This window comes from Kitasatospora xanthocidica (genome assembly GCF_014656195.1).
GTDB classification, from domain to species: domain Bacteria; phylum Actinomycetota; class Actinomycetes; order Streptomycetales; family Streptomycetaceae; genus Kitasatospora; species Kitasatospora xanthocidica.
Genome location: NZ_BNBY01000014.1, coordinates 53,427 through 79,589, shown reverse-complemented (window position 1 = coordinate 79,589; position 26,163 = coordinate 53,427). Strand labels below are relative to the sequence as shown.

Annotated in this window: 31 protein-coding genes; 23 read left to right on the top strand and 8 right to left on the bottom strand. The window is 72.9% G+C overall.

All coding sequences use genetic code 11. The features are described 5' to 3' along the window. Positions 1–4: 4 nt before the first annotated feature. Positions 5–268 (top strand): hypothetical protein, encoded by a 264-nt coding sequence (locus IE332_RS23850; protein WP_189919935.1) that lies wholly within the window; start codon positions 5–7, stop codon positions 266–268. Between the two features lie 3 nt (positions 269–271). On the opposite strand, the gene IE332_RS23845 is transcribed toward IE332_RS23850, so the two are convergent. Both IE332_RS23845 and IE332_RS23840 read right to left on the bottom strand, forming a co-directional pair. Continuing rightward, positions 272–3,568, bottom strand: a complete 3,297-nt coding sequence (locus IE332_RS23845; protein WP_229928859.1) for a sacsin N-terminal ATP-binding-like domain-containing protein — start codon at positions 3,566–3,568, stop codon at positions 272–274. A gap of 257 nt (positions 3,569–3,825) precedes the next feature. Next, positions 3,826–4,707: a DUF3027 domain-containing protein gene (locus tag IE332_RS23840; protein WP_189920121.1), complete on the bottom strand. Its 882-nt coding sequence runs from the start codon at positions 4,705–4,707 to the stop codon at positions 3,826–3,828. Between the two features lie 654 nt (positions 4,708–5,361). On the opposite strand from IE332_RS23840, the gene IE332_RS23835 reads away from it, so the two are divergent. From IE332_RS23835 to IE332_RS23820, 4 genes are all read left to right on the top strand, one after another. Further along, on the top strand, positions 5,362–6,714 hold the full coding sequence (locus IE332_RS23835) for an MFS transporter (protein WP_308437599.1): 1,353 nt from the start codon (positions 5,362–5,364) through the stop codon (positions 6,712–6,714). Between the two features lie 74 nt (positions 6,715–6,788). Continuing rightward, positions 6,789–7,319 (top strand): hypothetical protein, encoded by a 531-nt coding sequence (locus IE332_RS23830; protein WP_189919933.1) that lies wholly within the window; start codon positions 6,789–6,791, stop codon positions 7,317–7,319. A gap of 10 nt (positions 7,320–7,329) precedes the next feature. Beyond that, complete coding sequence (locus IE332_RS23825; RefSeq protein WP_189919931.1) at positions 7,330–8,145, top strand: futalosine hydrolase; 816 nt, start codon at positions 7,330–7,332, stop codon at positions 8,143–8,145. Between the two features lie 11 nt (positions 8,146–8,156). Continuing rightward, positions 8,157–9,011 (top strand): 1,4-dihydroxy-6-naphtoate synthase, encoded by an 855-nt coding sequence (locus IE332_RS23820; protein WP_189919929.1) that lies wholly within the window; start codon positions 8,157–8,159, stop codon positions 9,009–9,011. A gap of 30 nt (positions 9,012–9,041) precedes the next feature. Here IE332_RS23820 and IE332_RS42250 read toward each other — a convergent pair whose 3' ends face one another. Next, positions 9,042–9,425, bottom strand: a complete 384-nt coding sequence (locus tag IE332_RS42250) for a cold-shock protein (protein WP_189919927.1) — start codon at positions 9,423–9,425, stop codon at positions 9,042–9,044. 472 nt (positions 9,426–9,897) lie between these two features. Here IE332_RS42250 and IE332_RS23810 point away from each other — a divergent pair, with 472 nt between their 5' ends. Continuing rightward, on the top strand, positions 9,898–10,128 hold the full coding sequence (locus IE332_RS23810; protein WP_189919925.1) for a hypothetical protein: 231 nt from the start codon (positions 9,898–9,900) through the stop codon (positions 10,126–10,128). Between the two features lie 27 nt (positions 10,129–10,155). Here the strand turns inward: IE332_RS23810 and IE332_RS23805 are convergent, their stop codons facing one another. Next, entirely contained in the window at positions 10,156–10,797 is a 642-nt protein-coding gene (locus IE332_RS23805; RefSeq protein WP_189919923.1) for an HAD family hydrolase, read from the bottom strand. 99 nt (positions 10,798–10,896) lie between these two features. Between IE332_RS23805 and IE332_RS23800 the strand changes: the two genes are divergently transcribed. The 5 genes from IE332_RS23800 (at position 10,897) to IE332_RS23780 (ending at position 15,791) form a co-directional block, all read left to right on the top strand. Then, a complete protein-coding gene (locus IE332_RS23800) occupies positions 10,897–11,967 on the top strand; it encodes a FecCD family ABC transporter permease (RefSeq protein WP_189919921.1) in 1,071 nt (356 codons plus the stop codon). Further along, positions 11,964–13,010, top strand: a complete 1,047-nt coding sequence (locus tag IE332_RS23795) for a FecCD family ABC transporter permease (RefSeq protein ID WP_189919919.1) — start codon at positions 11,964–11,966, stop codon at positions 13,008–13,010. The genes IE332_RS23800 and IE332_RS23795 overlap by 4 nt, the downstream gene beginning before the upstream one ends. Then, entirely contained in the window at positions 13,010–13,882 is an 873-nt protein-coding gene (locus tag IE332_RS23790; RefSeq protein ID WP_189919917.1) for an ABC transporter ATP-binding protein, read from the top strand. The genes IE332_RS23795 and IE332_RS23790 overlap by 1 nt, the downstream gene beginning before the upstream one ends. 90 nt (positions 13,883–13,972) lie before the next feature. Beyond that, a complete protein-coding gene (locus IE332_RS23785; RefSeq protein WP_189919915.1) occupies positions 13,973–14,956 on the top strand; it encodes an ABC transporter substrate-binding protein in 984 nt (327 codons plus the stop codon). Between the two features lie 124 nt (positions 14,957–15,080). Further along, positions 15,081–15,791, top strand: coding sequence for a VC0807 family protein (locus tag IE332_RS23780; protein ID WP_189919913.1), 711 nt, complete (start codon positions 15,081–15,083; stop codon positions 15,789–15,791). On the opposite strand, the gene IE332_RS23775 is transcribed toward IE332_RS23780, so the two are convergent. Beyond that, positions 15,773–16,606 carry a helix-turn-helix domain-containing protein gene (locus tag IE332_RS23775; RefSeq protein ID WP_189919912.1) on the bottom strand — a complete coding sequence of 278 codons (834 nt, stop codon included), beginning with the start codon at positions 16,604–16,606 and terminating at the stop codon, positions 15,773–15,775. The two genes, IE332_RS23780 and IE332_RS23775, sit on opposite strands and share 19 nt — an antisense overlap. Positions 16,607–16,785: 179 nt before the next feature. On the opposite strand from IE332_RS23775, the gene IE332_RS23770 reads away from it, so the two are divergent. From IE332_RS23770 to IE332_RS23760, 3 genes are all read left to right on the top strand, one after another. Continuing rightward, the gene (locus IE332_RS23770; protein ID WP_189919910.1) at positions 16,786–17,973 is read left to right on the top strand and encodes an alpha/beta hydrolase family protein; all 1,188 of its coding nucleotides are present in this window, start codon (positions 16,786–16,788) and stop codon (positions 17,971–17,973) included. A 56-nt stretch (positions 17,974–18,029) separates the two neighbouring features. Then, positions 18,030–18,617: a TIGR03086 family metal-binding protein gene (locus IE332_RS23765; RefSeq protein ID WP_189919908.1), complete on the top strand. Its 588-nt coding sequence runs from the start codon at positions 18,030–18,032 to the stop codon at positions 18,615–18,617. 62 nt (positions 18,618–18,679) lie between these two features. After that, positions 18,680–19,021, top strand: a complete 342-nt coding sequence (locus IE332_RS23760) for a hypothetical protein (protein WP_189919906.1) — start codon at positions 18,680–18,682, stop codon at positions 19,019–19,021. Between the two features lie 100 nt (positions 19,022–19,121). Here the strand turns inward: IE332_RS23760 and IE332_RS23755 are convergent, their stop codons facing one another. After that, positions 19,122–19,997 (bottom strand): LysR family transcriptional regulator, encoded by an 876-nt coding sequence (locus IE332_RS23755; RefSeq protein WP_189919905.1) that lies wholly within the window; start codon positions 19,995–19,997, stop codon positions 19,122–19,124. Positions 19,998–20,067: 70 nt separating this feature from the next. Between IE332_RS23755 and IE332_RS23750 the strand changes: the two genes are divergently transcribed. Then, positions 20,068–20,433 carry a nuclear transport factor 2 family protein gene (locus IE332_RS23750; RefSeq protein WP_189919903.1) on the top strand — a complete coding sequence of 122 codons (366 nt, stop codon included), beginning with the start codon at positions 20,068–20,070 and terminating at the stop codon, positions 20,431–20,433. 179 nt (positions 20,434–20,612) lie between these two features. Here the strand turns inward: IE332_RS23750 and IE332_RS23745 are convergent, their stop codons facing one another. Both IE332_RS23745 and IE332_RS23740 read right to left on the bottom strand, forming a co-directional pair. Further along, a complete protein-coding gene (locus IE332_RS23745) occupies positions 20,613–20,846 on the bottom strand; it encodes a hypothetical protein (protein WP_189919901.1) in 234 nt (77 codons plus the stop codon). 11 nt (positions 20,847–20,857) lie between these two features. Then, positions 20,858–21,220: an ATP-binding protein gene (locus IE332_RS23740; protein ID WP_189919900.1), complete on the bottom strand. Its 363-nt coding sequence runs from the start codon at positions 21,218–21,220 to the stop codon at positions 20,858–20,860. Between the two features lie 275 nt (positions 21,221–21,495). Between IE332_RS23740 and IE332_RS23735 the strand changes: the two genes are divergently transcribed. The 8 genes from IE332_RS23735 (at position 21,496) to IE332_RS23705 (ending at position 26,107) form a co-directional block, all read left to right on the top strand. Continuing rightward, on the top strand, positions 21,496–22,317 hold the full coding sequence (locus IE332_RS23735; RefSeq protein WP_189919898.1) for a helix-turn-helix domain-containing protein: 822 nt from the start codon (positions 21,496–21,498) through the stop codon (positions 22,315–22,317). A 1-nt stretch (position 22,318) separates the two neighbouring features. Further along, the gene (locus IE332_RS23730) at positions 22,319–22,510 is read left to right on the top strand and encodes a DUF397 domain-containing protein (RefSeq protein WP_189919896.1); all 192 of its coding nucleotides are present in this window, start codon (positions 22,319–22,321) and stop codon (positions 22,508–22,510) included. A gap of 74 nt (positions 22,511–22,584) precedes the next feature. After that, a complete protein-coding gene (locus tag IE332_RS23725; protein ID WP_189919894.1) occupies positions 22,585–22,776 on the top strand; it encodes a DUF397 domain-containing protein in 192 nt (63 codons plus the stop codon). Between the two features lie 231 nt (positions 22,777–23,007). After that, entirely contained in the window at positions 23,008–23,229 is a 222-nt protein-coding gene (locus tag IE332_RS41150) for a hypothetical protein (RefSeq protein ID WP_229928858.1), read from the top strand. Continuing rightward, positions 23,213–23,734, top strand: coding sequence for a DUF6879 family protein (locus IE332_RS23720; protein ID WP_189919892.1), 522 nt, complete (start codon positions 23,213–23,215; stop codon positions 23,732–23,734). The genes IE332_RS41150 and IE332_RS23720 overlap by 17 nt, the downstream gene beginning before the upstream one ends. Further along, on the top strand, positions 23,724–24,572 hold the full coding sequence (locus IE332_RS23715) for a helix-turn-helix domain-containing protein (protein WP_189919890.1): 849 nt from the start codon (positions 23,724–23,726) through the stop codon (positions 24,570–24,572). Before IE332_RS23720 ends, IE332_RS23715 begins: the two co-directional genes overlap by 11 nt. A gap of 75 nt (positions 24,573–24,647) precedes the next feature. After that, the gene (locus IE332_RS23710) at positions 24,648–25,100 is read left to right on the top strand and encodes an NUDIX domain-containing protein (RefSeq protein WP_189919888.1); all 453 of its coding nucleotides are present in this window, start codon (positions 24,648–24,650) and stop codon (positions 25,098–25,100) included. A gap of 47 nt (positions 25,101–25,147) precedes the next feature. After that, positions 25,148–26,107 carry a hypothetical protein gene (locus tag IE332_RS23705; protein WP_229928857.1) on the top strand — a complete coding sequence of 320 codons (960 nt, stop codon included), beginning with the start codon at positions 25,148–25,150 and terminating at the stop codon, positions 26,105–26,107. Positions 26,108–26,163: the final 56 nt, after the last annotated feature.

Below are 26,163 nucleotides of genomic sequence, written 5' to 3'. Positions count from 1 at the left end.
ACGCATGGCTTACACGGACGGGCGATCCGGATCCGAGCGCGAGAACGGGCAGGTGGAGGCCTTCGCCGCCTTCCTGAGCGGCCTGCTGGCGGCCGGGCTGACGGTCCTGGCCCTGCTGGGCGCCGGCTGGCTGATGAACGCCGGCGAGCTGACCTCGCCCTCACGGCCCTGGTTCCCGACGGCCCTGAAGGCCCTGGTGGTGGCCGTCTGGCCGGCCACCACCGTCCTCGTCTACCTCCGGCTCAAGCGCCGCCGCGAACGGCCCTGAGGCTCAGCCCTCGAAGTCCCGGGCCGCCGACAGCTCGTACGCCCGGTCCGGCTCGCTGAGCGCGGCCAGCACCTCGAAGCGCCGGTGCCACTGCCCGACCGACCAGGCGAGCCCGGCCGCCAGGCCCTCCGGGGTGGCCGCGTGCAGCAGGCCGGGCACCGGCGGGACCTCGAACTCGTCGTCCTCGTCCCCGGCCTCGGCCAGGTCCGGGTCGTACGGCGGCTCCGGCGCGTCCGCCCCGGTGTCCCACCGCCAGTCCACCGCGGCCTCGCCGCCGTCCGGCCCGACGACCAGCAGCTCCTCGTGCTCCTCGTACGCGACCGGGCAGCCGGGCAGCAGCTCCCGCACCACGGCGGGGACCCGGTGCAGCACGCCCTCGGAGAGCACCCGGCCACCGGCCACCTCGCTGGCCAGCGAGACGTGCAGCCGCTCGGCGAGGTCGGCCGCTAGCGCCGGGGCGACCGGCAGCAGCGGGTACGGGTGCAGCAGCTGCACGAGGTCGGGGGCGTCGGCGACGACCGCCTCGGTGGCGTCCACCACCACCGTGTGGGCCGGCCGGCGCCCGGTGGCCGGGTCCAGCGGCGGCAGCGCCCGCACCACGTCCAGCGACTCGATCCGCTCCACCTCGACCCGGGCCAACGCGCTGTGCAGCCCGTGCAGTTGACGGTGCCCGAGCTCGACGGCCGGATCGGTCATCCGGTCCAGCACCTCGTCCGGCCCGTGCGGCTCGGCGAGCAGCGCGGCCAGCGTGGTGCGCACCCCGAGCGCGTGCAGGAACTGGTCGTCCAGGGTGGTGCGCGCCTCGTCGTAGAGGCCGCGCAGCAGCGGGTCCGCCCCGGCGGCGCGCAGCCCGGCGGGCTCGCGGCCGCCCAGCACCGGGTGGTCGCGCAGCCACCACGCGGTGTACGGCGGCAGGTCGGCGTACGAGCCGTCCGGCAGCAGGGTGCGCACCGGGTCGACCACGGCGTCCCGGTAGGGCGGGCGGGCCAGCGCGGCGAGCGCCTCGGGCCAGGCGTCGTCGTCCACCAGGTCGAGGTCGCGCACCGCCAGCAGTTCGGCGGCCACCGGCGGGACGCCGACCGCCTCGTCCGCCTGCAGGGCCTCCAGCGCGTCCTCGGCCCACTCGGCGAGCCCGTCCGGCGCCTCGTCCAGCAGGCCGGTGGGGTGGCCGCCGGCCGCCCGGTCCGCGGGGACGGTGGGGTCGAGCCGCTCCAGGTCGTCCGGGTCGAGCACCACGTCCTCGGCGCGCACCAGAACGAAGTCCGCCAGCACGCCGACGGCCGTGAGCACCTCCGGCCCCCAGCGCTCCAGCAGCTCGTCCTCCACCCAGCCGGCGTCCTCCTCGCGCGCGAGCGCGGCGAACGGGCTTCCGGGCAGCACGAGTTCGCCCGCGCGGGCCGGCTCGCCCTCGTCGTCGAGCAGTGCCAGCCGGGCCAGCCAGGGGTGCTCGCCCGGCTCCGTGCCGGCGGCCTTCACCAGGGCCAGGACGGCGTCGGCGAGTTCGAGCGCGGCGTCCAGGTCGTCCTCGGCCAGCGCGTAGGAGCGGGCCACGGCGGCCCGCACCTCGGGCGTGTCCAGCACCCCGGCCGGGGTGGCGGTGCCCGCGCCGAGCTTGGCCAGCAGCGGGTGCGCGGCCTCGGGGTGGGCCAGCCGCAGGTCGAGCGCGGCCAGCGCGCCGGCCAGCGACTCGGGGTAGCCCGGGAAGGCCGCCCAGTCGGCGTCCTCGGAGGGCAGCAGGACGCGCCGCGGCCCGGTGATCGTCCGGCCGTCCGCCAGCGGCACGGGCAGCGCGCCGAGCGCCTCCGGGTCGGCCCCGCCGAGCGCCGCGTACAGGTTGCGCCACCAGCCGGGCTCACGGTCCAGGCCGCCGAGCTGGTCCACCACGTCGGCCAGCGGCACCCGGCGCACGTTCAGCACCCGCAGCTCGGTGCGGCGCTCCAGACCGGCCGGCAGCAGCCCGGGGAAGATCGGCGCGAGCGCCTCCACCACCGAGCCGTCCGCGCCCTCCAGCAGCGTCGCGTCCCGGGGCCGCAGCGCGGGGGTGCCCTCCTCGACCGGCGCCGGGTGCGGCAGGAACGGCGTGCCCGGCAGCCGGGACAGCACCGCCGTGCGCAGCGCGTTGTCCAGCGCGCCCTGGCCGAGCGGCCCGGGCACCAGGCCGAGCGAGCCGAGGTCGGCGCCGCGGGCGCGCAGCAGGTCGGCGTAGCTGTCGGCGGCGCGCTCGGTGAGGAAGTCCGCCAGCGGGCCGGGCGCCACGTGCCGGCGGGTGGAGTCCAGCGGGTAGGAGGCGATCAGCAGCGCGGGCAGGCCGATCGGCTCGTCGCTGGGGGTCGGCGCGTGCACCACCGACGCGATGCCGGGCTGCTGCGGGGCGCCGTCCGCGCCGACCGGGACGGCCCAGGTCACCGTCCAGTACGGGCGGGCGCGCTCCTCGGTGGGCCGGTCGACGAGCAGCTCGGCGTCCAGCCGGCCGGAGGCGCCGGCGGTCTGCCAGACCGTCTGCCGCAGCCGCCCGCCCGCGTCGTCGGTCACGGTGACCTCGGTGACGCCGTCCGGGCGGGTCTCGGCAGCGGCCCGGGTGAGCGTCCTGGTGCCCTCCGGGGTCTCCACCACGACCTCGGCCAGGCCCGGCAGGGTGAGCAGCAACGCGTCGTCGATCGCGGCCAGCAGACGGCGGGTCAGGTCCTCGGCGGCGGCGTCCCGCATCGGCAGCACGACCACCGTGTCGTAGCCCTGGGGCGCCGGGCCCTCGGCCGCGAACGGCAGCCGCAGCAGCGGCACGTGGCCGTCCCGGCGGCGCAGCTCGTCGGCCAGCGCGGGCTGCGCCTCGGCGAGCGAGCGGGCCTCGCCGAGCGACCAGCGCACCCCGCCGCCGGCACCGAGCACCGCGGGCTCGTCGGTGACCGCGAGGACGGCGGCGAAACCGACCCCGAAGCGGCCCACGGCGGGCTGCTCACCGCGCTTGGAGGAGGCCCGCAGGGTGGACAGCGACTCGACGGCCGCCGCGTCCAGCGGGGCGCCGGTGTTGGCGGCGGCGAGCACGCCGTCGGCGAGGGTCAGCCGCAGCCGCCCGGGGCCGTGCCCGGCGCGGACCGCCGCGTCGGCCGCGTTCTGCGCCAGCTCGACCACCAGGCGGTCCCGGTAGCCGCCGAGCGCCAGCTCCTCCTCGGCGTTGGCGTCCTCCCGGAACCGGGCCGGCGAGGCGGCCCAGGCGTCCAGCACCCGCCGCCGCAGCGCGGCACTCCCGAAGGCGTCCGCGGGGTGCTCGTCCGTGCCGCTGCCGATGATCCGAGGTTCCACTGGACCTGCCACCTTCCGCCGCCCTGTACGTCGTAGGGCATTCTTCCCTGCCCCACCGACTGCTCCCGACCACGGCCCCCGCGGGCCGCCCCGCCGGGCCGCTGACGGGGCGCTGAGAGGCCGCTGACGGGCCGCCGAGGGAGCGCCGAGGGACCTGCCGAGGGGGGCGCTGACGGGCCGCCGGGGGGCCACTGAGGGGCCCGGGAACGGCGTCGGCCCGCCGCACCGGGGGGTGGGGCGGGCCGACGGCGGATCGCTCAGGAGTGGCCGAGCTCCTCGGCCGGGGCGTCGGGCTCGACGGAGCCGGAGGTGCGGTCCGGGTGGAGCTGCAGGGGCTCGACCACCAGCTCGTCCAGGATCAGCTCGGACGGCGCCGGCGGGGCCGGGATGACGGCCGCCTCGGAGTGCCCGCCGCAGCCGTACGCGAAGGAGACGATCTGGCCGTCGGCCGGGCCGAACTCGTTGCCGCACACGCCGAAGGCCTGCCCGAGCGAGCCGCCGATCGGGATCAGGAAGCCGCAGCTGTTGCACGAGGCGGGCGCGGCCTGCGCCATCGGGGTCTGCGAGCCGTGGGCCTTCTCCCAGCGGTCGGCCGCCAGGTGCAGGCCGAGCCGGGAGAGCACCCGGCTGCGGCCCAGGCCGAGCTCGGCGGCGACGGCGTCGATCCGGGCGCGGGCCGGGGCGGGCTGGACGTGCGGGTCGGTGACGACCAGGTCCTCGTCGTCCGCCAGGGCGATCGCGGAGTTCGGCGCGGGCTCGTCCTCGCCGGTCCAGCCCGGCTCCAGCCGCAGGTCGTCGGCGTCGGTCGGCAGCAGGTCGCCCGGGCCCATGTCGCCGGGACGCAGCCGCTCGCTCCACGGCACCCACTGGGGTGCCAGCACCGCGTCGGCGCCGGGCAGCAGCACGACCTCGTCCAGGGTGACGTTCTTGGCGCGCGGGGCGCGGGCGACGGTGACCGCCCAGTGCCAGCCGCGGTAGGCCGCGTCCAGACACTCGAAGGTATGGGTGACGACGCGGTCGGCGTCCGCCTGCACATCGAGGTGCGGCCCGACGGCCTCCGCACCGACGGCCTCCTCGGCGGCCTGGCGGGCGAGTTCGACGGCCTCGGCACAGAGCCGGTCGGGGGTACGGCTTCGCATCGCAGCACTCACGGCGTCGATTCTCTCCCAGTTCTTCTGTCGCCCACGGCGTGTTGCCTGTTCCGTCGCGGCTCGGTAGTCCCTCGTCCATTCTGCGCGACCGGAGGCCCCCTCGGGTACCGGCCGCGCCGCTCGCACGGCCTGCCGACGCTCCGGCGCCCCGTCGGGCGGACCCTGGGCAGGCTACCCGCCGGTCGGTGCCCCGGCACAGTCCGGGGCGGACGCAAGCGTTCCGCGGCCGCGCCGAGCCGGGCACAATCCCGCGTCGGCGCGGCGAATCTGGGGCAGGATGGGCATGTGGCGGACGACGACCCGTCGCAGCACGCACTGCGCCCCTCGCAGGCCGGCAGCCCCGACGAGGCGGACGCCGTGCCGCGACAGCAGCCGGTCCCCGGCGCGGGCGAACCGCGGCCGGCGGACCGCCCCGGGGCGCCCGCCGGGGACTCCGGTCCCGCCGGTCCCGTCAGCCTGGTCAAGCCGGCGAAGCCCTCGGAAGGGGCCGCACCGGCAGGACCCGCCGCACCTTCAGGACCCGCGGAGCCGCCGGATCCCGCCGGGGAGACCACCCCCGGCCCGGACGACCCCCACGCCCGCCACCTCGCCGCCCTCGACGAGGACCTGGAGGAGGAGGTCCCCGAGCCCCGCCGCCACTTCCTGGTCCGCACCGCCTCCGCCGCCGGCTCCCGCACCGGCAAGGTGGTGCACGGCACCGGCCGCCGGATCCGCCGGGCCACCTCCGCCGAGGGCGCGGGCGAGTCCGGCCTCGCCAAGCTGATCGAGCTGCACGCGCTGAACTCCTTCGGCGACATGCTGATCACCATCGCGCTGGCCTCCACCATCTTCTTCTCGGTGCCCACCGGCGAGGCCCGCGGCCGGGTGGCGCTCTACCTGCTCATCACGATGGCCCCGTTCGCCCTGCTGGCCCCGGTGATCGGCCCGCTGCTCGACCGGCTGCCGCACGGCCGCCGGGCCGCCATGGCGATGTCGATGCTGGCCCGGGCCGTCCTGGCCTGGACGATGGCCGGGGTGATCTCCGGCGGCGGCCTCGCGCTCTACCCGGAGGCGCTGGGCGTGCTGGTCGCGTCCAAGGCGTACGGGGTGGTGCGCAGCGTCGTGGTGCCCCGGCTGCTGCCGAGCCGGCTCTCCCTGGTGAAGGCGAACTCCCGGGTCACCCTGGCCGGGCTGCTGGCCACCGGCGTGGCGGCCGCGGCGGGCGGGCTGCTGCACCTGATCGGCCCGGGCTGGCCGCTGCGCGGCGCCTTCCTGGTCTTCGTGATCGGCACCCTGATGGCCTTCCACCTGCCGCACACCGTGGACTCGGCCAAGGGCGAGCAGCGCGCCGTCCTCCACGCCGAGGTGCACGGCGAGGGCTCGCACCTGCTCCCCCACCGGCCGCCCCCGGTGAAGGCCTCGCTGCGCACCGTCGGCCCCTCGGTGATCCTGGCGCTGCGGGCGATGTCGGCGATGAAGTGGCTGGTCGGCTTCCTGGTGATGTTCCTGGCCTTCCTGCTGCGGGAGGAGCCGATCGGCGGGCTGCGGCCGACCCTGGCGCTGGGGCTGGTGGCGCTGGCGGCGGGTACCGGCAACGCGCTCGGCTCGGTGCTCGGCTCCTGGCTGCGCACCCGCGGGCCGGAGGCGACGGTCACCGCGATGCTGCTGCTGGCGACCTGTGTGACGGCGGCGGCCGCGCTCTGGTACGGCGTGGTGACGGTGATCCTGGTCGCTGCCGTCGCCGGCATGGCGGCCTCGCTGGGCAAGCTGGCACTGGACGCGCTGATCCAGCGGGACGTCCCGGAGGCGGTGCGGACCTCGGCCTTCGCCCGTTCGGAGACGCTGATGCAGATGTCCTGGGTGGCCGGCGGCGCGGTCGGCATCCTGCTGCCGCTCAACGGCGAGCTGGGCCTGTCGGTCGCCGCCGCGGTGGTGGGCCTGATGCTGCTGTGGACGTTCCGCTCGCTCTTCCGGGTGGGCCTGCGCAGGCACCCGGCGACGCCCCGGGTGGCCTGACCGGGCGGCGCGGCAACACGCGGTGGCCGACCCCCGCGTAGCGTGATCGGCCAGGCCCGGTAGATTCTGATCCCATGAGCCTCAATTCCCGTGCCATCGCCGCCCTCGGCGCCGTCGTCGTGGTCGGCGCCGCCACGGTGGGCACCTCCGTCGCCATCGCTGCCGACCAGACCGAGCACATCTCGCACCAGGCCACCCTCACGGTCGGCAACTCCTCGTTCGTGGCGCAGCCGCTGTGCTGGAACAACGGCAGCCCGCTCACCGAGGACCTCCAGCAGAAGTGCCAGGAGGACGCCCAGGACGCCCTGAAGAACGGCACCCTGCCGAGCTCGGACGTGGTGGCGAGCGACCGGGTCGGCGTCGGGGTCTCCCCGAACGTGGCCGACTCGGGCTGGTGGGCGTTCACCAACGGCGGCTCCTCCAGCAGCGGCGGGCGCACCAGCCTGGCGGTGTACGCCAAGGGCCCGACCTGGTCCGGTGCCCAGCAGGCGAACAAGGTGCTCAACGCCAGCGGCAAGACCCTGGTCACCGTGGTCGAGGGCGACAAGAACTCGGACAACCCGATCGCCGTCTGGTACTTCCAGCTGAACACCCAGGACAGCTGACGGTCCTGCGATGACCGCGCACGACGCCGGCAACGGCGAGCACGAGCAGTCGGGCCCCGGGCGGGCCCGGCTGCTCGTCGTCGTCGCGGTGGCCGCCGAGGCGGAGGCCGTCCTGCGCGGCCTGCCCGGCGGGTCCGCCGCGCTGCCGCTGCCCGGCGGCACGCTGCACCGGGCCGAGGAGGCCCCGGTGGACGTCCTGGCCGCCGGGGTCGGCCCGGCCGCCGCCGCGGCCGCCGCCGCCACCGCGCTGGCCGCCCGCCCGTACGCCCTGGTCGTCTCGGCCGGGATCGCCGGTGGCTTCGCCCCGCACGCCCCGGTCGGTGCCACGGTGGTGGCCGACGCGATCGTGGCCGCGGACCTCGGCGCCGAGACCCCCGAGGGCTTCGCCGACGTCACCGAGCTGGGCTTCGGCACCACCCGGCACACCCCGCCCCCGGCCGTCGTCGCGCTGGTCGCGGCGGCGCTGGCCGGCCCGGACGGCCAGGGTGCCGTCACCGGCCCGGTGCTGACCGTCTCCACCGTCACCGGCAGCGCCGCGCGGGCCGCCGAGCTGGCCGCCCGCCACCCCGGCGCCGCGGCCGAGGCGATGGAGGGCTTCGGCGTGGCCGAGGCCGCCGCCCGGTACGGCGTGCCGGCCCTCGAACTGCGCACCGTCTCCAACCCGGTGGGCCCGCGCGACCGGGCCGCCTGGCGGATCGGCGAGGCCCTGGGCGCCCTGGAGCGGGCCTTCGCCGCGCTGCCCGTCCACGAACTGGCCTCGGTGCCCGTCCACGAACCGGCGACAGCGCCCGCCCATGAACCGGCTGCCGCTCCACGAACCGATTGAGGAGGCCGGCCGTGGCTGAACGGCTGAGCATCGCGTACTCGCCCTGCCCGAACGACACCTTCGTCTTCCACGCCTGGGCGCACGGCCTGGTGCCCGGGGCGGACGTCCCCGAGGTGACCTTCGCCGACATCGACGTCACCAACGGCCTGGCCGAGCGCGGCGAGCTGGACGTCCTGAAGATCAGCTACGGCGCGCTGCCGTGGGTCCTGGACGAGTACACCCTGCTGCCCTGCGGCGGCGCGCTCGGGCGCGGCTGCGGCCCGCTGGTGCTCACCCTGCCGGGCGTGGCCTCCCCCGCGGACCTCACCGGGAAGACCGTCGCGGTGCCCTCCGAGCGGTCCACCGCCTACCTGCTGTTCCGGCTCTGGGCGGCGAAGGCGGTGCCGGGCGGCTTCGGCGAGATCGTCGTGCTGCCGTTCCACGAGATCATGCCCGCCGTCCGGGACGGCCGGGTGGACGCCGGCCTGGTGATCCACGAGGCCCGCTTCACGTACGGGCAGTACGGCCTGCACAGCCTGGCCGACATGGGCGAGGCCTGGGAGGACGAGACCGGCCTGCCGATCCCGCTGGGCGCGATCGTCGCCAGGCGCTCGCTCGGCGCCGAACGGCTGCGGGCGCTCACCGACGCCGTCCGCGCCTCCGTCCGACAGGCCTGGGCGGACCCGGAGGCCAGCCGGGAGTACGTGCTGGCGCACGCCCAGGAGATGGACCTGGACGTCGCGCGGCAGCACATCGGGCTGTACGTCACCGAGTTCACCGAGGACCTCGGCGAGGAGGGCTACGAGGCCGTCCGCGCGCTGCTCACCCGGGCCGCCGACGAGGGGCTGGTGCCCCCGCTCGACCCGGGTGCGCTCGCGTTCGGGTAGTCCCGCCGCGCGGGACCTCGGGCGCGGACCTCAGACGTCGAACTGGTCGGCCACCGCGCGCAGCAGGCCGGCCAGCTTCTGGCCGGTCGGCTTGGCGGGGTAGCGACCGCGCTGGAGGCCGGGCAGCACCGCGTCCAGGGTGGTGATCAGGTCCTGGACGATCGGGGCCATGTCGTCGGCGCTCTTGCGCTGGGCGGCGGCCACCGAGGGCAGCGCGTCCAGCAGCTGCACGCCCATCGCCTGGTCGCCGCGGTGGCCGGCGACCACGCCGAACTCGACCCGCTGACCGGGCTTCAGCACGGTGACACCGGCGGGCAGCGCCTTGGTGTGGACGAAGACGTCGCCGCCGTCGTCGCGCGACAGGAAGCCGAAGCCCTTCGTCTCGTTGAACCACTTGACCTGGCCGGTGGGCATCTCGAACAGTCCTCGAATGGGTGTGAGGGATCCCGGTCATGGCCGGGGATCACTGGGTGGTGGGAAGATGCGGGCGACCTCGGCTCGGCGCCCGCGGGCGCTCACGGTCAGCACGCTGTCAGGAGCAGACTAACGGTCCGTGACCGCCTCGTCCGTGTTCCGCGAAGGATCCGCGCCCCAGGCCCGCTCGGGGCGTCGGGCGCGCGGGGATCTCGCCGCCACGGGCGACCCGGTACTGGCACGGCCGGGTCGCGCCACTGCGCTGTCCATCGGCTCACACCCCCGGGTCTGAGAACGCGGGACGCACCTGTAGCGCCCCTCGGCACCCCCTGCATACCCCCGCTCAGCAGGGATCAAAACGTTGAGCTGCCGGGAAACTGCGTAACGTGACCGGACCGCTCCGGTGGGCGGTGCGCCCGGGCGCTCTGCCAGACTGGGGGCCGTCCGGTCCCGCCCCGAGGAGTGAGCAGACGTGAGCAGCCAGAGCGCCGATCCCGGCGACGTGTACGTCAAGGCCGGGGTGATCGTCTTCGGGCTCGGCGCGGTCGCCACCCTGGTCACCTTCGTCCCGCTGTTCCTGCACCTGACGCCGCTGCCGACGGCCGCGTACTGGCTGAGCATGCTGATGCCGGCGGGCTTCCTGTCGGCGCTGACCGGGCTGTTCCTGAACGCGCGCGCCCAGCGCCGCCGGGTCGCGCCGTAACCGGCCCCTCGGACGCGCCCTGACCGGTCAGGCGGCGGACTGAAGGTCGGCCAGGTGGCGGGCGAGCCAGTCCGGGAAGGCGGTGAGGTCCGCCAGCACCACGTCCGCCCCGGCCTCGCGCAGCTCGTCCGCTCCGTACGGGCCGGTGGCCACGGCGACCGCCACGGCGTCCGCGTGCTTGGCGCCCCGGATGTCGCCGAGGTGGTCGCCGACGTAGATGCTCGCGCCGTGCTCCCGCAGCGCCTCGCCCTTGGTCTCCGCCCACAGGTCGCCGATCACGGTGTCCGCCGACATCCCGGCGTGCTCCAGATGCAGGAGGGCGTTCGGCTCGTACTTGCCGGTGATCACGGCGACCCGGCCGCCGTGCGCGCGGACCGCGTCGACGGCGGCGTGCGCGCCGGGCAGCGCCACGGTCGGGGCGAAGGCGTACTCGCGGTAGAGCTCGCGGTAGCGCGTCGCGGCCCGCTCCACCTCCGCCTCCGGGAACCAGTTGCGCATCTCGTCCAGCAGCGGCGGGCCGAGCCGGGTGACCACCAGGTCGGCGTCGATGGGGGTGCCGGTCTCGGCGGAGAGCGCCAGATAGGTGGCGTGGATACCCGGCCGGGTGTCCAACAGCGTCATGTCGAGGTCGAAGCCGACGGTGAGCGGGGCCTGCGAGGTCGGGGGCATGCCGCCAGGCTATCCAACGGACCCCCCGGCCCACGAGGCAATTTGCCCCGGCTTCACGGCGGAACTTAGGTTTGCCTGAGTTGTCCGCGGAGAGGGCCCATGACCGACGACACCACCGCACCGCCCGGCGCGCCGCGCCCGCCGAACCGCGCGTCGAACCGCGCGGCGAACCGCTCGGCGCGGCACCGAATACCGTGGCTCGCCGCCGCCCTGGCCGTGCTGGCCGCCGCGGTGCTGCTGAGCCTCGCGGTCGGCAGCCGGACCGTCCCGTTCGGCGAGACCCTCGACGCCCTGCTGCACGGCGGCAGCACCGCGAACGCCGTGGTGATCCGCGAGCTGCGGGTGCCGCGCACGGTCGTCGGCCTGGCCGTCGGCGCGGCGCTCGGCCTGGCCGGGGCCGTCATGCAGGGCCTGACCCGCAACCCGATCGCCGACCCCGGCATCCTCGGCGTCTCCCAGGGCGCGGCGGCCGGCGTGGTGGTCGCCATCTCCGGCTTCGGCGTCTCCACCCTCACCGGGTACGTCTGGTTCGGCTTCGCGGGCGCCGTGATCGCCACCGTGCTGGTCTACGGCCTCGCCGGCCGCGGCCGGGGCGGGGCGACGCCGATCAAGCTGGCGCTGGCCGGTTCGGCGATGTCCGCGTTCATCGCCTCGCTCAACACCCTGGTGCTGACCACGGACGCGGCCACCATGGACCGGTTCCGCTTCTGGCACGTCGGCTCGCTCTCCGGGCGGACCTCGGACGTGGCCTGGCAGCTGCTGCCGTTCCTCGCGGTCGGCACGGTGCTGGTCGTCGCGGTGGCCCGCGGACTGGACGCGCTGGCGCTCGGCGACGACACGGCCAAGGGGCTGGGCGCCAGGACCGGCCTGGTCCGGGCGGTCGGCGCGCTCGGCGCGACCGTCCTCACCGGCTCGGCGGTCGCGGCGGCCGGCCCGATCGCCTTCGTCGGCCTCGCCGTCCCGCACGCGGCCCGCGCCCTCGCCGGCGCCGACCACCGCTGGGTGCTCGCCTTCTCCGCCGTCCTCGGCCCGGCCCTGCTGCTGCTCGCCGACACCCTCGGCCGGGTCCTGTTCCCGCCGTCCGAGGTGCCGGCGGGCGTGATGACGGCCCTGGTGGGCGTCCCGGTGCTGGTGGCCCTGGTGCGCCGCCGGAAAGTGGTGGCCGCATGAGTTCGGTGACGCTTCGCGGCTACTCGGTAGTGCGGGCCGGGCGGGCGTCCTTCCTGCTGCACCGGCGCTCGGCGCTCGTCGCGCTCGGGCTGCTGGTGGCGCTCGCCGGGACGGTGGTGGCCTCGCTCTGCCTGGGCGAGTCCACCGTGTCGCCCGCCGAGGTGGTGAAGGTGGTGCTCGGGCGGCCGAGCCCGGACCAGCTGGTGGTCGGCGAGTTCCGGCTGCCCCGGGTGGTCGTCGGGCTGCTGGTCGGCACCGCGCTCGGGCTGGCCGGGGCGCTGATCCAGACCGTCGCCCGCAACCCGCTGGCCAGCCCCGACGTGGTGGGCGTGACCTGGGGCGCGACCGCGACCGTGGTCGGGCTGACGGCGTACGGGGTGGTCGGCTCGACCGGCCAGGCGCCGTACGCGGCGGTGGCCGGCGGCCTGGTCGCCGGGCTGCTGGTGTACGCCCTGGCCTGGCGGCGCGGGCTGCACGCGCAGCGCTTCGTGCTGATCGGCATCGGGATCAGCGTCGCCCTCTCCTCCCTCACCTCGGTGTTCCTCACCAAGGGCGACGGCTTCCAGGCCCAGGCCGCCAAGGTCTGGATGACCGGCAGCCTGAACGGCTCCGGCTACGACCAGGCCGGCTGGCTGGCCTGGGTGCTGCTCGCCGCCCTGCCGGTCGCGCTGTGGGCGGCCCGCGCCCAGCGGTCGATCTCCTTCGACGACGCGACCGCCGTCGGCCTCGGGCTGCGGCTGGACCGGATCCGGCTCGGCATGGCGCTGCTGGGCATCGTGCTGGCCTCCTGCGCGGCCGGGGCCGCCGGGCCGGTCGACTTCGTCGCGCTGATGGCCCCGCAGATCGCGCTGCGGCTGGCCCGCTCGGCGCAGGTCCCGCTGTTCTGCTCGGCGCTGACCGGCGCGCTGGTGGTGGTCCTCGCCGACCTGATCGCCCGGCGGCTGCTGGCGCCGACCGAGCTGCCGGTGGGCGTGGTGACCGGCATGGTCGGCGCGCCGTACCTGATGTGGCTGCTGATCCGATCCCGCCGTGGAGGTTCCTGATGTCCGCCCACCAGCCGTCCACCGACCAGCCGCCGTCCGGGCGCCTGTCGTCCGGGCACCGTCTGGAGGCCCGGGGCCTCACCCTCGCCTACGACGCGCGCACGGTCGTCGAGGACCTGGACGTCCGCATCCCGGACGGGCGGGTGACGGTGATCGTCGGCCCGAACGCCTGCGGCAAGTCGACCCTGCTGCGCGCCCTCGGCCGGCTGCTGAAGCCGGCCGCGGGCGCGGTGCTGCTGGACGGCCAGGAGCTGGCGCGGATCCCGACCAAGCGGATCGCCCAGCGGCTCGGCCTGCTGCCGCAGTCGCCCACCGCCCCGGAGGGCATCTCGGTGGCGGACCTGGTCTCGCGCGGCCGCCAGCCGCACCAGAGCTGGTGGCAGCAGTGGTCGCCGGAGGACGAGGCGGCCGTCTCCGAGGCGCTGGAGCGCACCTCCACCGCGGACCTGGCCGAGCGCAGCATGGACGAGCTGTCCGGCGGCCAGCGCCAGCGCGCCTGGATCGCGATGGCGCTCGCCCAGGGCACCGACATCCTGCTGCTCGACGAACCGACCACCTACCTGGACATCGCCCACCAGGTGGAGGTGCTGGACCTGGTGCGCCGGCTGAACGTGGAGCGCGGGCGGACGGTCGTCGCCGTGCTGCACGACCTCAACCAGGCTGCCCGGTACGCCGACCACCTGGTGGCCATGCGGGACGGCCGGGTCGTCGCGCAGGGCCCGCCCGGGGACGTGGTGACGGCGGAGCTGGTGCGGGAGGTGTTCGGGCTGGACTCGGTGGTGGTGCCGGATCCGGTGACGGGCACGCCGCTGGTCGTGCCGGGCGCCCCGTGGGTGGCCGAGGCCGAGAAGGCCGCAGTGGTGGAGGCCTGACGGCACGCTTAACGGCACTTTAAGCACCAATTCGGACATAATCGACGGCGCCCCGACCCTCCCGCTCCCCGAGCTCCCCGAGGACCGCCGATGCACCGGATCACCCGCCGTACCCTCCTCGCCGGCCTCGGCGGGGCCGCGCTCGCGGCGTGCACCGGCGGCGTCCGGCACCAGGCCCCCGGCACCGCCGACAGCCTCGACCCGAGCGCCTCGCCGTCCGCCGTCCCGGTGCCGCCGGTGACCGTGAACACCGCCACCGGGCCGGTGCGGGTGCCCGGCAAACCGATGCGGGTGGTCGTCCTGGACACCGACGTGCTCGACTCCGCGCTGACCCTCGGCATCACCCCGGTCGGCGCCGCCCTCCCCGCCCGCGACACCAGCTACCCCGACTACTGGCCGGCCACCCGGACCACCGGGATCCGGCTGGTCGGCCCGGCCGGGGCACCCGACCTGCCGACCGTACGGGCGCTGCGGCCGGACCTGATCCTCTCCAACCAGGCGCGCGACGGCGACCGGTACGACCAGCTGCGCGAGCTCGCCCCCACCGTGCTCACCCAGACCACCGGCGCCCCCTGGAAGGCCAACGTCCGGCTGCACGCCCAGGCGTTGAGCCGGGAGGCGGCCGCGGAGGCCTTCGCCGACTCGTACCAGAAGCACGCCGGGCAGGTCGCGCAGGCGCTGACCGACGCGAAGCTGTCCGGCCGCAAGGTCAGCCTGGTGCGGTTCGTGGAGGGCGGCGGGATCCGGCTGTACGGCCGGCAGAGCTTCCCCGGGACGGTGCTCGCCGACGCCCAGGTCGGCCGGCCGGACTCCCAGAACACCGACCAGTCGGACTTCGAGGTCCCGCCGGACCAGCTCGGCAGGGCCGACGGCGACCTGCTGCTCTACGCGACCTACGGCGATCCGGAGCGGGCCGGCACCGACGCGGTGCTGGCGAGCCCCGGCTGGCAGGCGCTGGGGGCGGTCAAGGCGCACCGGGCGTTCCCGGTCGACGACCAGCTGTGGTTCCAGGGGATCGGCTACACCGGGGCCAACTACGTACTGGACGAACTGCAGCGTTTCCTCGGGGCTTAGGGCCCGTCTTGGGGCCCTAGTCGGTCTACTGACGACATGTCGACTCGCCGAGGGTTGTGCAGTGGAGCGGCTATTCCGCCACAATGGGCCGCCAATCACACCATTCATCCCGGGGGACGACACCATGTCAACTGCGGTAGCTCCGACCGCCCCTGCCCGCAAGGGCAAGGCCGCCGCGCTCGGCTGGCTGATCAGCATCGGCTTCAACGTGGTCGCGCCGATCATGATCTACAACCAGCTGCACGACGCCGGCTACAGCGAATCCACCGCCATCCTGCTCTCCGGCCTGGGGCCGGTGCTCGACACCGTGATCTACCTGCTCTGGCACCGCCGGATCGACGAGTTCGCCGTGGTCTCCCTGGTCTTCGTCGCCCTGACCCTGGTCGTCTCGCTGGTCGGGCCGACCGATCCGAAGATGCTGCTGGCCAAGGACTCCTTCGTCTCCGGCCTGCTCGGCGTGGTCTACCTGGTCTCGCTCGCCGCGCCGAAGCCGATCATGTTCTACTTCGGGCGCAAGTTCGCCACTGACGGCACCCCGGAGATGGTCGCCTGGTGGAACTCGATGTGGCAGTACCCGGGCTTCCGCCGGGTCCAGCGCAACCTGACCGTCGTGTGGGGCACGGCCTTCGTCCTGGAGGCCGTGCTGCGGATCGTGCTGGTCTACACCCTGTCGCACGGCACGGTCGTCACGGTCAACAACATCCTTCCGTACGTGGTGCTCGGCGGGCTGGTGTACTTCACCATCGCCTACGCCAAGCGGGCCAGCGCCAAGGGCCGCGCCGCGGCGGAAGCGGCCTCCGCCGCGGCGGAGGCCGGTCAGCCCGCCGCCGCGTAACGGGCCGGGGGGACGCCGACCGCCGCGGTGAAGTCGCGGGTCAGGTGCGCCTGGTCGGCGTAGCCCAGTTCGGCGGCGAGTGCGGCCAAGTCCAACTCGCCGCCGCTGCCCGCCCGTTCGGCGGCCTCGTGCAGCCGGGCGCGGCGCAGCACCCACTTCGGGGAGACCCCGACGTACTCGGCGAACAACCGCTGGAGACGGCGGACGGTCACGCCCAGCTCGCGGGCCAGCTCGTCCACCCGGCGCAGGTCCGTCCCGGCGGTGATCCGCTCCACCATCACGGCGACCTCCTCCGCCACCGGATCGGGCGCGGGCAGCCGGGGCAGCAGGAAGCCGTCCGCCAGGGCGGCGGCCGGCTCGCCGAGGATCCCGGCGTTGCGGCGGTCCACCTCCGGGCCGAAGAACTCGGCGGCCGGGACGGACCGGTCGGCGAGGGAGACCACCGGGCGGCCGGCGAAGGGACGGAAGGCGCCCGGGCGGAACTTCACGCCCAGCACGTGCCCCGCGCCCTCCAGCCGTCGGACGAAGAGCGAACGGTCCACCCCGTAGACCCGGGCCCGCGGGGCCTCGAAGACCAGGTGGACGTTGGGGTGGGCGAGCACCTTCTGCTCGTACGGGGGCAGGCCGTGCAGGTCCCAGCGCACCAGCCAGTAGTACTCGACGAACCGCGCCACGGCGGGCGCGGGGGCCAGCCGCTCCACGCTGATCAGCTCGGCGGCCCGGGCCGGGTGGAGCACGCCGCGGCCGAGGTCGGGTCCGGGCTCGGGTCCGGGCTCGGGCTCGGGTCCGGGCTCGGGTCCGGGAGCGTCCGTCATGGCGCCAGGCTAGTGCAGCGCCGCGTCGATCCTCCGGGGGGAACCCCGCGCCGCACGACGTACCCCCGGCATACTCCCGGCGGATTACTCCGGTACCTCGCGAGGGCTACGGACGACACCCGACTGCTTACATCCACGAGCCGATTCGCCACGGAACCGCGGAAACTAGCGTCGACCCCATGAAACGCAATCGCCGTATCAGCGCCGTCGCGGCGCTGGCGCTCGCCGCCCTCGTCACCGGAACCGGCGCCGGGTTCGCCGCCACGACCACACCGTCGGCCGCACCGGTGGCCACGCAGGCGTTCGACACCGCACCGGCCACCGCCACGGCCACCGCGCCCACGCGGACCTTCCACGGCGCGCTCCCCGCGCCGACCGGCCCCTACGCCGCCGGCGTGGACGTCATCCACCTCACCGACGCGAACCGTCCCGACCCGTGGGTGCCGTCATCCGGCCCCCGCCAACTGACCGTCACGATGGTCTACCCGGCCGTCCCCGGGACCGGGACCCCGGCCCCGTACATGACCCTCGGCGAGGCAGCCGGAATCATCCAGCGCCTGAAGTTGCCGGCGAGCTCCGGCGTCACCCCGCAGAGCCTTTCCGGCGTCACCACTCACGCCTTCGACGGCGCGCGGCCGCAGAGGGGCAAGCATCCGCTGGTGGTCCTCTCACCCGCGCACGAGGACCCGCGCATGACGCTCACCTCGCTCGCGACCGACCTGGCCAGTCACGGCTACGTCGTCGCGCTCGTCGGCGACACCTACGAGGACAGCGGCGAGACGCTGGCGAACGGCCAGACGTCGTCGTGCGCGATCTGCGACGACCCTTCGCGGATCGACGCCATCCCCGCCAGCCGCGCGCTGGACGTGTCCTTCGTGATCGACCGGTTGACGCACGGCGATACCGCGTGGTGCCTGGCACACCTCATCGACAAGCACGAGATCGGCATGGCCGGACACTCCATCGGCGGAGCGGCGGCCGCCGCCACGATGATCGCCGATCCCCGCGTACGGGCCGGAGTGAACATGGACGGCAGCTTCCACCCGGACCCGACGCCCGGCCAGATCAACCGGCCGTTCCTCATGCTGGGTACGACCGCCAACACCGATTGGGAGCACCCCTGGGCCGCCCTCGGCGGCTACAAGAAGTGGCTGACGGTCGCCGGCGCCGACCACTTCAGCTTCAGCGACCTGGACCTGCTCAAGGAGCAGGCCGGGTTCCCGACGCCGCCCCTCTCCCCGGAACGCGGGGTGGCGATCACCCGCGAGTACGTGACGGCGTTCTTCGACCAGACGCTGAAGGGGACCCACAGTCCGCTGCTGGACGGCCCCTCGCCGGACAATCCGGAAGTACTCTTCCATCCCTAGTACGGCGTCGCGTTTCTTCAAGACCGGGCGGCGCGGCCCGGCGGAGGATCGGGACCATGAACGTCCACCCGATGCACCCCTTCCTCGCCCGGGCCGCCTCCGCCGCGGCCGGAGTCGCCGCCGCCGTCCCGGCCGGGCAGCCGCTGGACGGGCCGACGCCCTGCACCGGCTTCGACACCCGCGCGCTGGTCAACCACTGGGTGCTCTACACCTCCCACGGCCTGGAGCACCGGGCCCGCCGCACCGAGCTGCCCCAGGAACTGATCGAGCGGGACTTCACCGCCGACGCCGAATGGCGCTCCGCGTACGCCGCGCAGCTGGACCGCGCCGTCGCGGCCTGGGCCGAGCCGGCCGCCTGGGAGGGGGACGTCGACCTCGGCGGCTCCCCGATGCCGGCGCCGGGCATCGCCCGGATGCTGATCCTGGAGCTGCTCCTGCACGGCTGGGACGTGGCCAGGGCGGTCGGCGGGGAGATCGAGGTCGACGAGGAACTGGCCGCCCTGGTCGGGGAGATCGTGGCGGAGAACGCCGAACTGTACCGCCAGTACGAGGGCTTCGCCGAGGCGGTGGCCCTGCCGGACGACGCCTCCGCCTGGGACCGCGCCCTCGCCGCCTCCGGCCGCGACCCGCACTGGAAGGCCTAGGATCCGTCCACCGGCAGGGCCGGCTCCCGTCCGGCGGACCACCGCGCCGTAGGCTCCGGATCATGCACACCCTGACGGAGTACGCGCGGTGTCTCTACGGCGACGAGTACGGCCCGCCACCGGAGTGCGACAGCGACCACCAGGAGTTCTTCTTCGTCGAGCGGCTGACCTTCGCCGACGCGGACGCGATCCTCGCCATGCTGCGTGAGCTCTGCCCGAATCTGGCCGACGGCTACCTGCCGGTCTGGATCCGGAACCTCGCCTACCGCCTGCTGCTCCTGCAGCGGCCGGACGAGCCGGAGCTGATGCGGGAGGCCGCCGCGAGCCTGCGGCTTCACGGCCCGGACTGGGACGACATCGCAGCCGGCCTGGTCGAGCGGGCCGGAGCCCTGGACGCGGGTTGATCGAGGCCCGAGCCGGAGGCCTCCCGTCGATCGCGTGACGTCCGCCGCGGCCTCACTCGTCATCCGGCTCCGCTCATGACCGTCAGGACACTGCCGAGCTTCAGGAACTCCCCAGCGCGGCGCGAAGCTTGTCCCGCAGCAGCCGGACCGCCGGGGAGTGCTGGTCGCGGCGGGCGACCAGGCCGAGCCGGGCGAACGTCGCCGCGTCGGTGATCGGGACGGCCCGCAGGCCCTCGCCCTCCGAGGAGGAGGCGCTGAGGACCGCGACCCCGGCGCCGCGCTCGGCGAGGCGGAGCACGGCGAGCGGGGAGCTGGCGTCGATGTCCACGCGCGGGTCGAGGCCGAGCCGGCGGCAGGAGTCCTCGTAGGCCGCCCGGAGGCCGGTGCCCGGGGAGAGGCAGAGGATCTTCTCGCCCCTGAGGTCGGCGAGCCTCAGCCCGTCGCGGTCGAGCGGGTGCCCGGCCGGGACGACGGCGGCGATCCGCTCGTCCACGACCACGTCGACGTCCAGGCCCGGGTCGGCGTCACCGGCGAAGCCGATCAGCGCCAGGTCCAGGTCCCCGGAGCGGATCTGCGCCTGGAGGAGGTCGGAGTGCCCCTCGTGCAGGCTGAGTTCGATCCCGGGGTGAGTACGGCCCAGGTCGGCGACGACGTCCAGGAACGGCGGGATCGAGCAGCCCATGATCATGCCGAGCCGCACCCGTCCGCGCACCGCGTCGGCGTACTCCGCAGCGGTGTGCTGGATGGCGTCCAGAGTGGCGAGGGCGTTCTTGGCCAGCGGCAGGATCGCCTCCCCCGCCGGGGTCAGGCTGACCCGACGGCCCGCCCGGTCGAGCAGCTGCTGCCCCAACTCGCGCTCCAGCTTGGCGACCTGGGTACTCACGCCGGACTGGCTCACGTGCAGGTGGGCTGCGGCAGCGGTGAAGGAGCCCTCGTCGACGACGGCGGCGAAGTAGCGCAGCTGGTGCATCTCCATAACTCATGATGATAGACAGCATTGGATCCATCTGTTGGACGGATGGACGAGGCGGCGGAAGGATAGAGGCATGACGACGAAGAACGCGCGTGAGCTTGCCGAGACCTACTTCACCGCCTGGGAGGCGGGCGAGTTCGACACCATCCGGGGACTGCTGGCCGACAACGTGGACTTCGTCGGGGCGCTGGGGACGGCCTCCGGCGTGGAGGAGGCGCTGGCCGGGCTGCAGGGGCTCGGGCGGGTGCTGGAGAAGATCGACGTGAAGGTGCGGGTCGCCGAGGGCGACGAGGTCATCACCTGGTTCGAGCTGCACACCAGCGTCGCGGAGCCCACGCCGACCGTGAACTGGATGCACGTGGAGAACGGGAAGATCGCCCGGATCCGGGTCACCTTCGACCCGCGCGCCCTGCTGGCCGGATTCGAGAAGAAGGGCTGAGCGGGGAGAGGGAAGAGCGGAGCAAGCAGGAGGGCCGTGATCGCCGAGGGCGGTGACGGCCCTCCTCTGCGTTTGCTCCTACGCGTCCTCGTCCGGCGGGGTCGCGCGGAGAGCGGTGACGACGCCCAGGGCGACGGTCGCGAAGGCGAGGGCAAGGAGGACGGCGAAGGCCGTCCCGATCAGGAATCGCACGAGGTCTCGCGTTCGGCGTCGAGGAGGAGGGTGAGGAGGTTCAGGAGGGTCGAGGCCGGGGCCGTGTTGAAGCAGACGAGGACGCGGCCGTCGAGGGTCTTGTCGGTGGTGGCCGAGGGCCAGATCAGGCCGAACTTCCGGCCGCGCTCCTGGACTTCGGCGAGGAGCGTACGGATGTGGTCGTCCGAGAAGTGCCGGATCCGGGGGTCGGTCGGCTTCATGGGGTGGCGCTTCACGCGGCACCGTCCAGCTCGAACCAGACACTTTTGCCACGCTCCTGGGGGTCGACGCCCCAGCGGTGGGTGAGGCCGGCGACCAGCTGGAGGCCCCGCCCGGACTCGGAGAGCAGGTCGGGCGCCTGCGGGGAGGGCGGGATCGGGCTCTCGTCCGTGACGGAGACACGGAGGGTCTGGTTCGCGGAGATGATCTGGACGATCGGCGCGGGGGTCGAGCCGTGCCGCCAGGCGTTGACCAGGAGTTCGACGAGCGCGAGCTGCGCGTCGAAGATGGCGGAGGGGGACCAGCCGACGCGGGTCATGGTGTCGCCGAGGGACTGACGGGCGATGGCGATCGAGGGCGTGTTGAGGTGACGCATGGGACTTCTCCCGAGGCGTGAGTGAGGGAAGAACCGGCGGAACACATGTCGCCGTGAGCCAGGCCAGGTGGAATACGTGGCTGCTCTGCGGTGCTTGCTAGCAGGCGTTACTGACGATCCGTCGGATCGATGTGGCAACGACCATAGCGCACGCGGTCTCAAATTTGAGACCGCTGCGAAGAACTTCCCTCTACCGTGTGAGGCAGACTGGTCTCAGCGCCCGCAGAGAGGACACCATGGCCCTTCGACCGAACCCGACCCTGCGTCAACGGCGGGTGGGGGCTGAGCTGCGGAGGATGCGGGAGGAGGCTGGTCTCGGTGGCAGTCAGCTGGCACGCCAACTCGGCATCCACGCCGCCCAGATCACTCAGATGGAGAGCGGGAAGAGCGGGATCAGCATCGATCGACTGCGGACCATTGCCGCAGCCTGCAAGTGCGAGAACCGTCCACTCATCAACGCTCTCAGCGACATCACCACTTCACACGAAAAGGGCTGGTGGGAGCAGTACCGCAACCGCCTCCCCGATACCCTGATCGTCTCCGCCGAACACGAGGATTTCGCCGCAGGAACGATCAAGTCCTGGATCTCCCCGCTCATCCCAGGACCTCTGCAGACCAAGGACTACGCCCGGGGCATTTTCAACCGTCGAATCCCATGTCTTCCAGATGACGAACTCGAACTACGCATCGCCTTCCGCTCCGAGCGCAGGGATCGGATCCTTCAGAACCCTCACCGGAGTCACGAGGTCTACCTGCACGAGTCCAGCCTGCTCACACGCTTCGGAGGCACCGAAACACTGCGAGATCAGCTGCGCTCTCTTATCGATGACTCCCATAGAGATGACGTGAGGATCCACGTCATCCCGTTCACCGCTGACACCTATCCCGGGCCGATCGAGAACCTCGTCTACTCACTGGGAGTGGTACCCGAACTCGACACGGTCGAGGTGGAGACGTCGGCGGGGCCGATGTTCTTCGATGCCCTGAATGAACTTGAGTCCTACCGCAAGATCTTCGACCGCATCGGACAGGTTGCCCTGAGTGAAGAGGACTCGCGGGACCTGATTCACCGAACAGCAAAGAACTTGAAAGGCTGAGATGCCTCAGACCCAGTGGCAGAAGTCGTCGTTCAGCAGCTCTGGCGAGAACTGTGTGGAGGTCCGTTCAGTGGATGGGGCGGTGGAGCTCCGCGAGTCCGACGAGGGCCACACCATCCTCCGCACCACCCCCGCCGCCCTGGCCTCCCTCCTCCACGGCATCAAGGCCGGCGAATTCGACCACCACGCCTGAGCACCCTGCCCCTCGCGCTCGCTACGCGCGAGGGGCAGGGGCCACACCGCCCGTCCAACTCTGCGGAGGTCAACATGTCCGGCTCCAACTGGCAGAAGTCGTCCTTCAGCGGATCCGGTGGCGACTGTGTGGAAGTGCGGACCGCCAACGGGACAGTCGAACTCCGCGAGTCCGACGAGGGCCACACCATCCTCCGCACCACCCCCGCCGCCCTCGCCTCCCTCCTCCACGGCATCAAGGCCGGCGAATTCGACCACCACGCCTGAACCTCCAGCGGCCCCTCGCCCGTGCGAGGGGCCGCGGTTCGTCGGCGGGCCCTTGCGACCCGCAAGGGCCCGCCGGCAGAAGGACGCCACTCCCCCGTTGCCGAAGTAGCCCATCGCCTTGATCTTTAGTCCGATACGGGAATACCCCCTTCCCGTCATGGACAGCCACCGACCAGCTCTCTAGCGTCGTTCGCAGACAGCCCAGACGGGCCTCACTCCTAGGGGGTTGGGATGGACACCAGGTCGGGTCTCACGCGGTTGACCAACACGAGCAACGGCAGCGGCTCGGGGGAGTGCAGCCAGAACGACTGTCCCAACGTCTACCGCACCGGGCAGGCTACGTTCGTGATCCAGGGGGCCGCCTCCAGCGCCTTCGTGCCGCCCGACGGCGAGGGCCTGGTGGAGATCCCCGAGAGTGTGCTTCGGGAGGCTGTCCGTGCTCTTGGATGGTGAGGCCTGGCAGGCCAGGTTCCGCGACTTCAGGACGGAGGCGTGGCGGCTGGAGACCCTCCCCGCTTACAACGTCCCGCAGGAGGAAGACGACCTGCAGTCGTTTCGAGCAGGTGAGCGGATCGACCCGCGCACGCATTCCAACGCGTACACGGAAGACCTCAAGCGCGTACGACGGGAGGGGAAGCTCAAGGGGCGGGTGCACATCGTCACGCGGCCGCTCTCCGAGTACCTTCGGTACGAGTTCATGTACTACCTGCCCCACGTGTGGGCGGGCGAGGACGTGCGCATCCTGGACGTCACCGACCGTCCCGATCCCCTGGCCGGTGTCACCGATTACTGGATGTTCGACAAACGGGAGGTCGTGCTCATGAACTACCTCCCCGATGGGACGCAGATCGACCGCACTCTCTTCGAGGGCGACGTCAGTCCGTTCATCGAATACCAGCGGATCGCCATCGCCGAATCGGTGCCGTTCGAGGAGTACGTGCAGGGCATTGGCATTTGATCCACGGGAGCTGGGTCAATCCAATTCAGACCTGGCGGCGATCCTTCAGGAGCTTCGCAAGCGAGCTGGACTCTCCGGGGTCCAGCTCGCTCGGCGTGTCAACATGTCACAGTCCAAGATCTCCAAGATCGAGACCGGCAAGGTCACGCCGTCGCTCGTCGACGTCGACCTGATCCTGCGCGCGCTCGCCACACCGCCGGAGCTGATCGCACACGTGACCGCGCTGGCTCGCATCGCGAACACGGAGTGGCAGGACGCCAGAGCCCTACGCCGGAAGGGACTGGACAAGAAGCAGGTCGAGCTGGCGACCCTCGAACAGAGTTCCACGGAGCTCAGGTACTTCCTGCCGACCATGGTCACAGGCCTGCTGGCCACCCCCGAGTACATCCGGGCCAGCCTCGCCTCGTTCCCCGGCGACCATTCGAAGGCCATCGCCAAAAAGCTGGAGCGGCAGACGGTTCTCTACGAGGCTGCCAAACGCTTCACCTTCATTCTGACCGAGCAGGCCTGCCGCTGGCCGCTCCTCCCGAGTCAGGCCATGGCCGTGCAGCTCGATCGGCTGGCTTCGGTCTCCCGCCTGCCGAACGTCCAGCTCGGAGTCATTCCCATGGCCGGCCACATGCCATGGGCCCCGCTGAATGTCTTCACGGTCTATGACGCGAGTCTGGCCACCGTGGAGGTCTCCACCGGCGCGCTCGTCTTCCGCGACCCCCGGGACGTCCAGGAATACCTGAACGAGTTTCGAATCTTCGAAGGCTATGCACTCTGGGGCGACGCGGCCCGCGACCAGCTGAACGAGTGGGCCGGGCGGTTTCGCGGGATATCGCGAGATCTTTAGTCGTTTCCAGGAATACCCGTTGTTCGGCCATTCGAGATTCCCCTAGTCTGCTTGCTGTTCACGAAGGGTGAACCCATGAAGAAGATCGCTGCGAAGCTCTGGCAGATCATTCGGGGCCCGATGCAGTGGCGTGTTCTCTGGCTCTGGCACTCGAAGTTCATGGTCGGCGTGACGGGCATCGTCCGCGACCAGGACGGCCGGGTGCTGCTGCTCAAGCACCGTATGTGGCCGGAAGGCCGGCAATGGGGCCTTCCGACCGGCTACGCCAACGCGGGTGAGAGCTTCGAGGACACGATCGTGCGTGAGGTCCGGGAAGAGACCGGGCTCACCGTGAAGGCGTGCGAGTTGGCACACCTGAAGAGTGGCTACAAGCTGCGCGTCGAAGTCGCCTACGAGGCCCTGTTCGTCAGCGGACGGATCCAGGCGGCCTCGTTCGAGATCCTGGAGGCTCGATGGTTCTCACCGGACGATCTCCCCGAAGGAATGCAGGATTCACACCGGCAGTTGATCCACCGCCGACGTCGCTGACGCTCGGCCAATCGCTTGCTCCTTCCTGCCTGGGCCCGAACGAGCACTTGGCTGGCTCCGCCGTCGAACGGGTCGAACTGGCACACCTGTTGGCCGAGCAACGGGCAACGGCGGCGCTCGGCCGAGCCCACCCGCACATCACGTTCTCGCTCCTGCACTGGGTGCTCGACACCTGGCTGGACGAACCGGCTCGCGAGGTCTTCCACCAGGGGGCCGCTCTCCTCGCCGACCGCTACGCGGAGCTGGGACTGGTCCGACTGCTGCCGATCGATCGGGTCTGGGTCGGAGTGCGTTCGACCCGGCCCGATGCCTTCGGCGGCTTCCACCACCCGGACCAGGGCTACCGGCACATGCAGCTGGCATCGGTGATCACGCGCTACGGGCGGCTGAACGACTCCCGACTGGAATCGCCGGAACTCGTGGCGCTCGACCTCCTGCGTTCCTATGCCCATGACTGCCTGCACTGGGGATCGTTCCGGGAGTACCGGCTCGTCGGAGGCCATCCGGTCCGCAGCCGGTACGGCATCAACTGGCGGGACCCACAGGGCCGGACGTACTCCGCACGGGACGCGGTCGATGCCACCTCCACGCGCAATCTCGGCATCGTGATGGAGGGCGCTACCGACCGGGAGGCCCGCACGATCGCCGCCAAGGTCGCGGACCGCCTCGGCTTGGCCGAACGCATCGCACCGCTCGATCGCCTGGCGTTCCGCGACACCACGGGACGGCTGGGCCCCGGCGACATCGGCCTCTCGGGCCTCGGCACCGCCAACCGTTTCCATCTCGCCCTGGCCGGATACGAGCTGGCCGTCGGAATGCGGTACGAACGCTTCCTCGCGGAGATGGGCAGCCCCAACACGGCCGGGCTGCACGGACTCATCCTCGCCGCGATGATCAGTGGCGACCTGCGCCCCCTGACCTGCTGGCTCGACCGGCGACACGGGCCTGGAGCATTCCGCCGTTCCTTCCGCTCACCGGCCTACACCGGGCCCGATCCCGCCGACTAGAGCCCCCGGGCCGGAGCAGGAAGTCGGCCTGACCGACTTCCTGCTCCGGCTCACTT

Coding starts and splice junctions, on each gene's coding strand:
- IE332_RS23850 (WP_189919935.1), top strand. CDS start 5: ATGGCTTACACGGACGGGCGATCCGGATCCGAGCGCGAGAACGGGCAG.
- IE332_RS23840 (WP_189920121.1), bottom strand. CDS start 4,707: ATGCGAAGCCGTACCCCCGACCGGCTCTGTGCCGAGGCCGTCGAACTC.
- IE332_RS23830 (WP_189919933.1), top strand. CDS start 6,789: ATGAGCCTCAATTCCCGTGCCATCGCCGCCCTCGGCGCCGTCGTCGTG.
- IE332_RS23825 (WP_189919931.1), top strand. CDS start 7,330: ATGACCGCGCACGACGCCGGCAACGGCGAGCACGAGCAGTCGGGCCCC.
- IE332_RS42250 (WP_189919927.1), bottom strand. CDS start 9,425: ATGCCCACCGGCCAGGTCAAGTGGTTCAACGAGACGAAGGGCTTCGGC.
- IE332_RS23805 (WP_189919923.1), bottom strand. CDS start 10,797: ATGCCCCCGACCTCGCAGGCCCCGCTCACCGTCGGCTTCGACCTCGAC.
- IE332_RS23800 (WP_189919921.1), top strand. CDS start 10,897: ATGACCGACGACACCACCGCACCGCCCGGCGCGCCGCGCCCGCCGAAC.
- IE332_RS23795 (WP_189919919.1), top strand. CDS start 11,964: ATGAGTTCGGTGACGCTTCGCGGCTACTCGGTAGTGCGGGCCGGGCGG.
- IE332_RS23790 (WP_189919917.1), top strand. CDS start 13,010: ATGTCCGCCCACCAGCCGTCCACCGACCAGCCGCCGTCCGGGCGCCTG.
- IE332_RS23785 (WP_189919915.1), top strand. CDS start 13,973: ATGCACCGGATCACCCGCCGTACCCTCCTCGCCGGCCTCGGCGGGGCC.
- IE332_RS23780 (WP_189919913.1), top strand. CDS start 15,081: ATGTCAACTGCGGTAGCTCCGACCGCCCCTGCCCGCAAGGGCAAGGCC.
- IE332_RS23775 (WP_189919912.1), bottom strand. CDS start 16,606: ATGACGGACGCTCCCGGACCCGAGCCCGGACCCGAGCCCGAGCCCGGA.
- IE332_RS23770 (WP_189919910.1), top strand. CDS start 16,786: ATGAAACGCAATCGCCGTATCAGCGCCGTCGCGGCGCTGGCGCTCGCC.
- IE332_RS23765 (WP_189919908.1), top strand. CDS start 18,030: ATGAACGTCCACCCGATGCACCCCTTCCTCGCCCGGGCCGCCTCCGCC.
- IE332_RS23760 (WP_189919906.1), top strand. CDS start 18,680: ATGCACACCCTGACGGAGTACGCGCGGTGTCTCTACGGCGACGAGTAC.
- IE332_RS23755 (WP_189919905.1), bottom strand. CDS start 19,997: ATGGAGATGCACCAGCTGCGCTACTTCGCCGCCGTCGTCGACGAGGGC.
- IE332_RS23750 (WP_189919903.1), top strand. CDS start 20,068: ATGACGACGAAGAACGCGCGTGAGCTTGCCGAGACCTACTTCACCGCC.
- IE332_RS23745 (WP_189919901.1), bottom strand. CDS start 20,846: ATGAAGCCGACCGACCCCCGGATCCGGCACTTCTCGGACGACCACATC.
- IE332_RS23740 (WP_189919900.1), bottom strand. CDS start 21,220: ATGCGTCACCTCAACACGCCCTCGATCGCCATCGCCCGTCAGTCCCTC.
- IE332_RS23730 (WP_189919896.1), top strand. CDS start 22,319: ATGCCTCAGACCCAGTGGCAGAAGTCGTCGTTCAGCAGCTCTGGCGAG.
- IE332_RS23725 (WP_189919894.1), top strand. CDS start 22,585: ATGTCCGGCTCCAACTGGCAGAAGTCGTCCTTCAGCGGATCCGGTGGC.
- IE332_RS41150 (WP_229928858.1), top strand. CDS start 23,008: ATGGACACCAGGTCGGGTCTCACGCGGTTGACCAACACGAGCAACGGC.
- IE332_RS23710 (WP_189919888.1), top strand. CDS start 24,648: ATGAAGAAGATCGCTGCGAAGCTCTGGCAGATCATTCGGGGCCCGATG.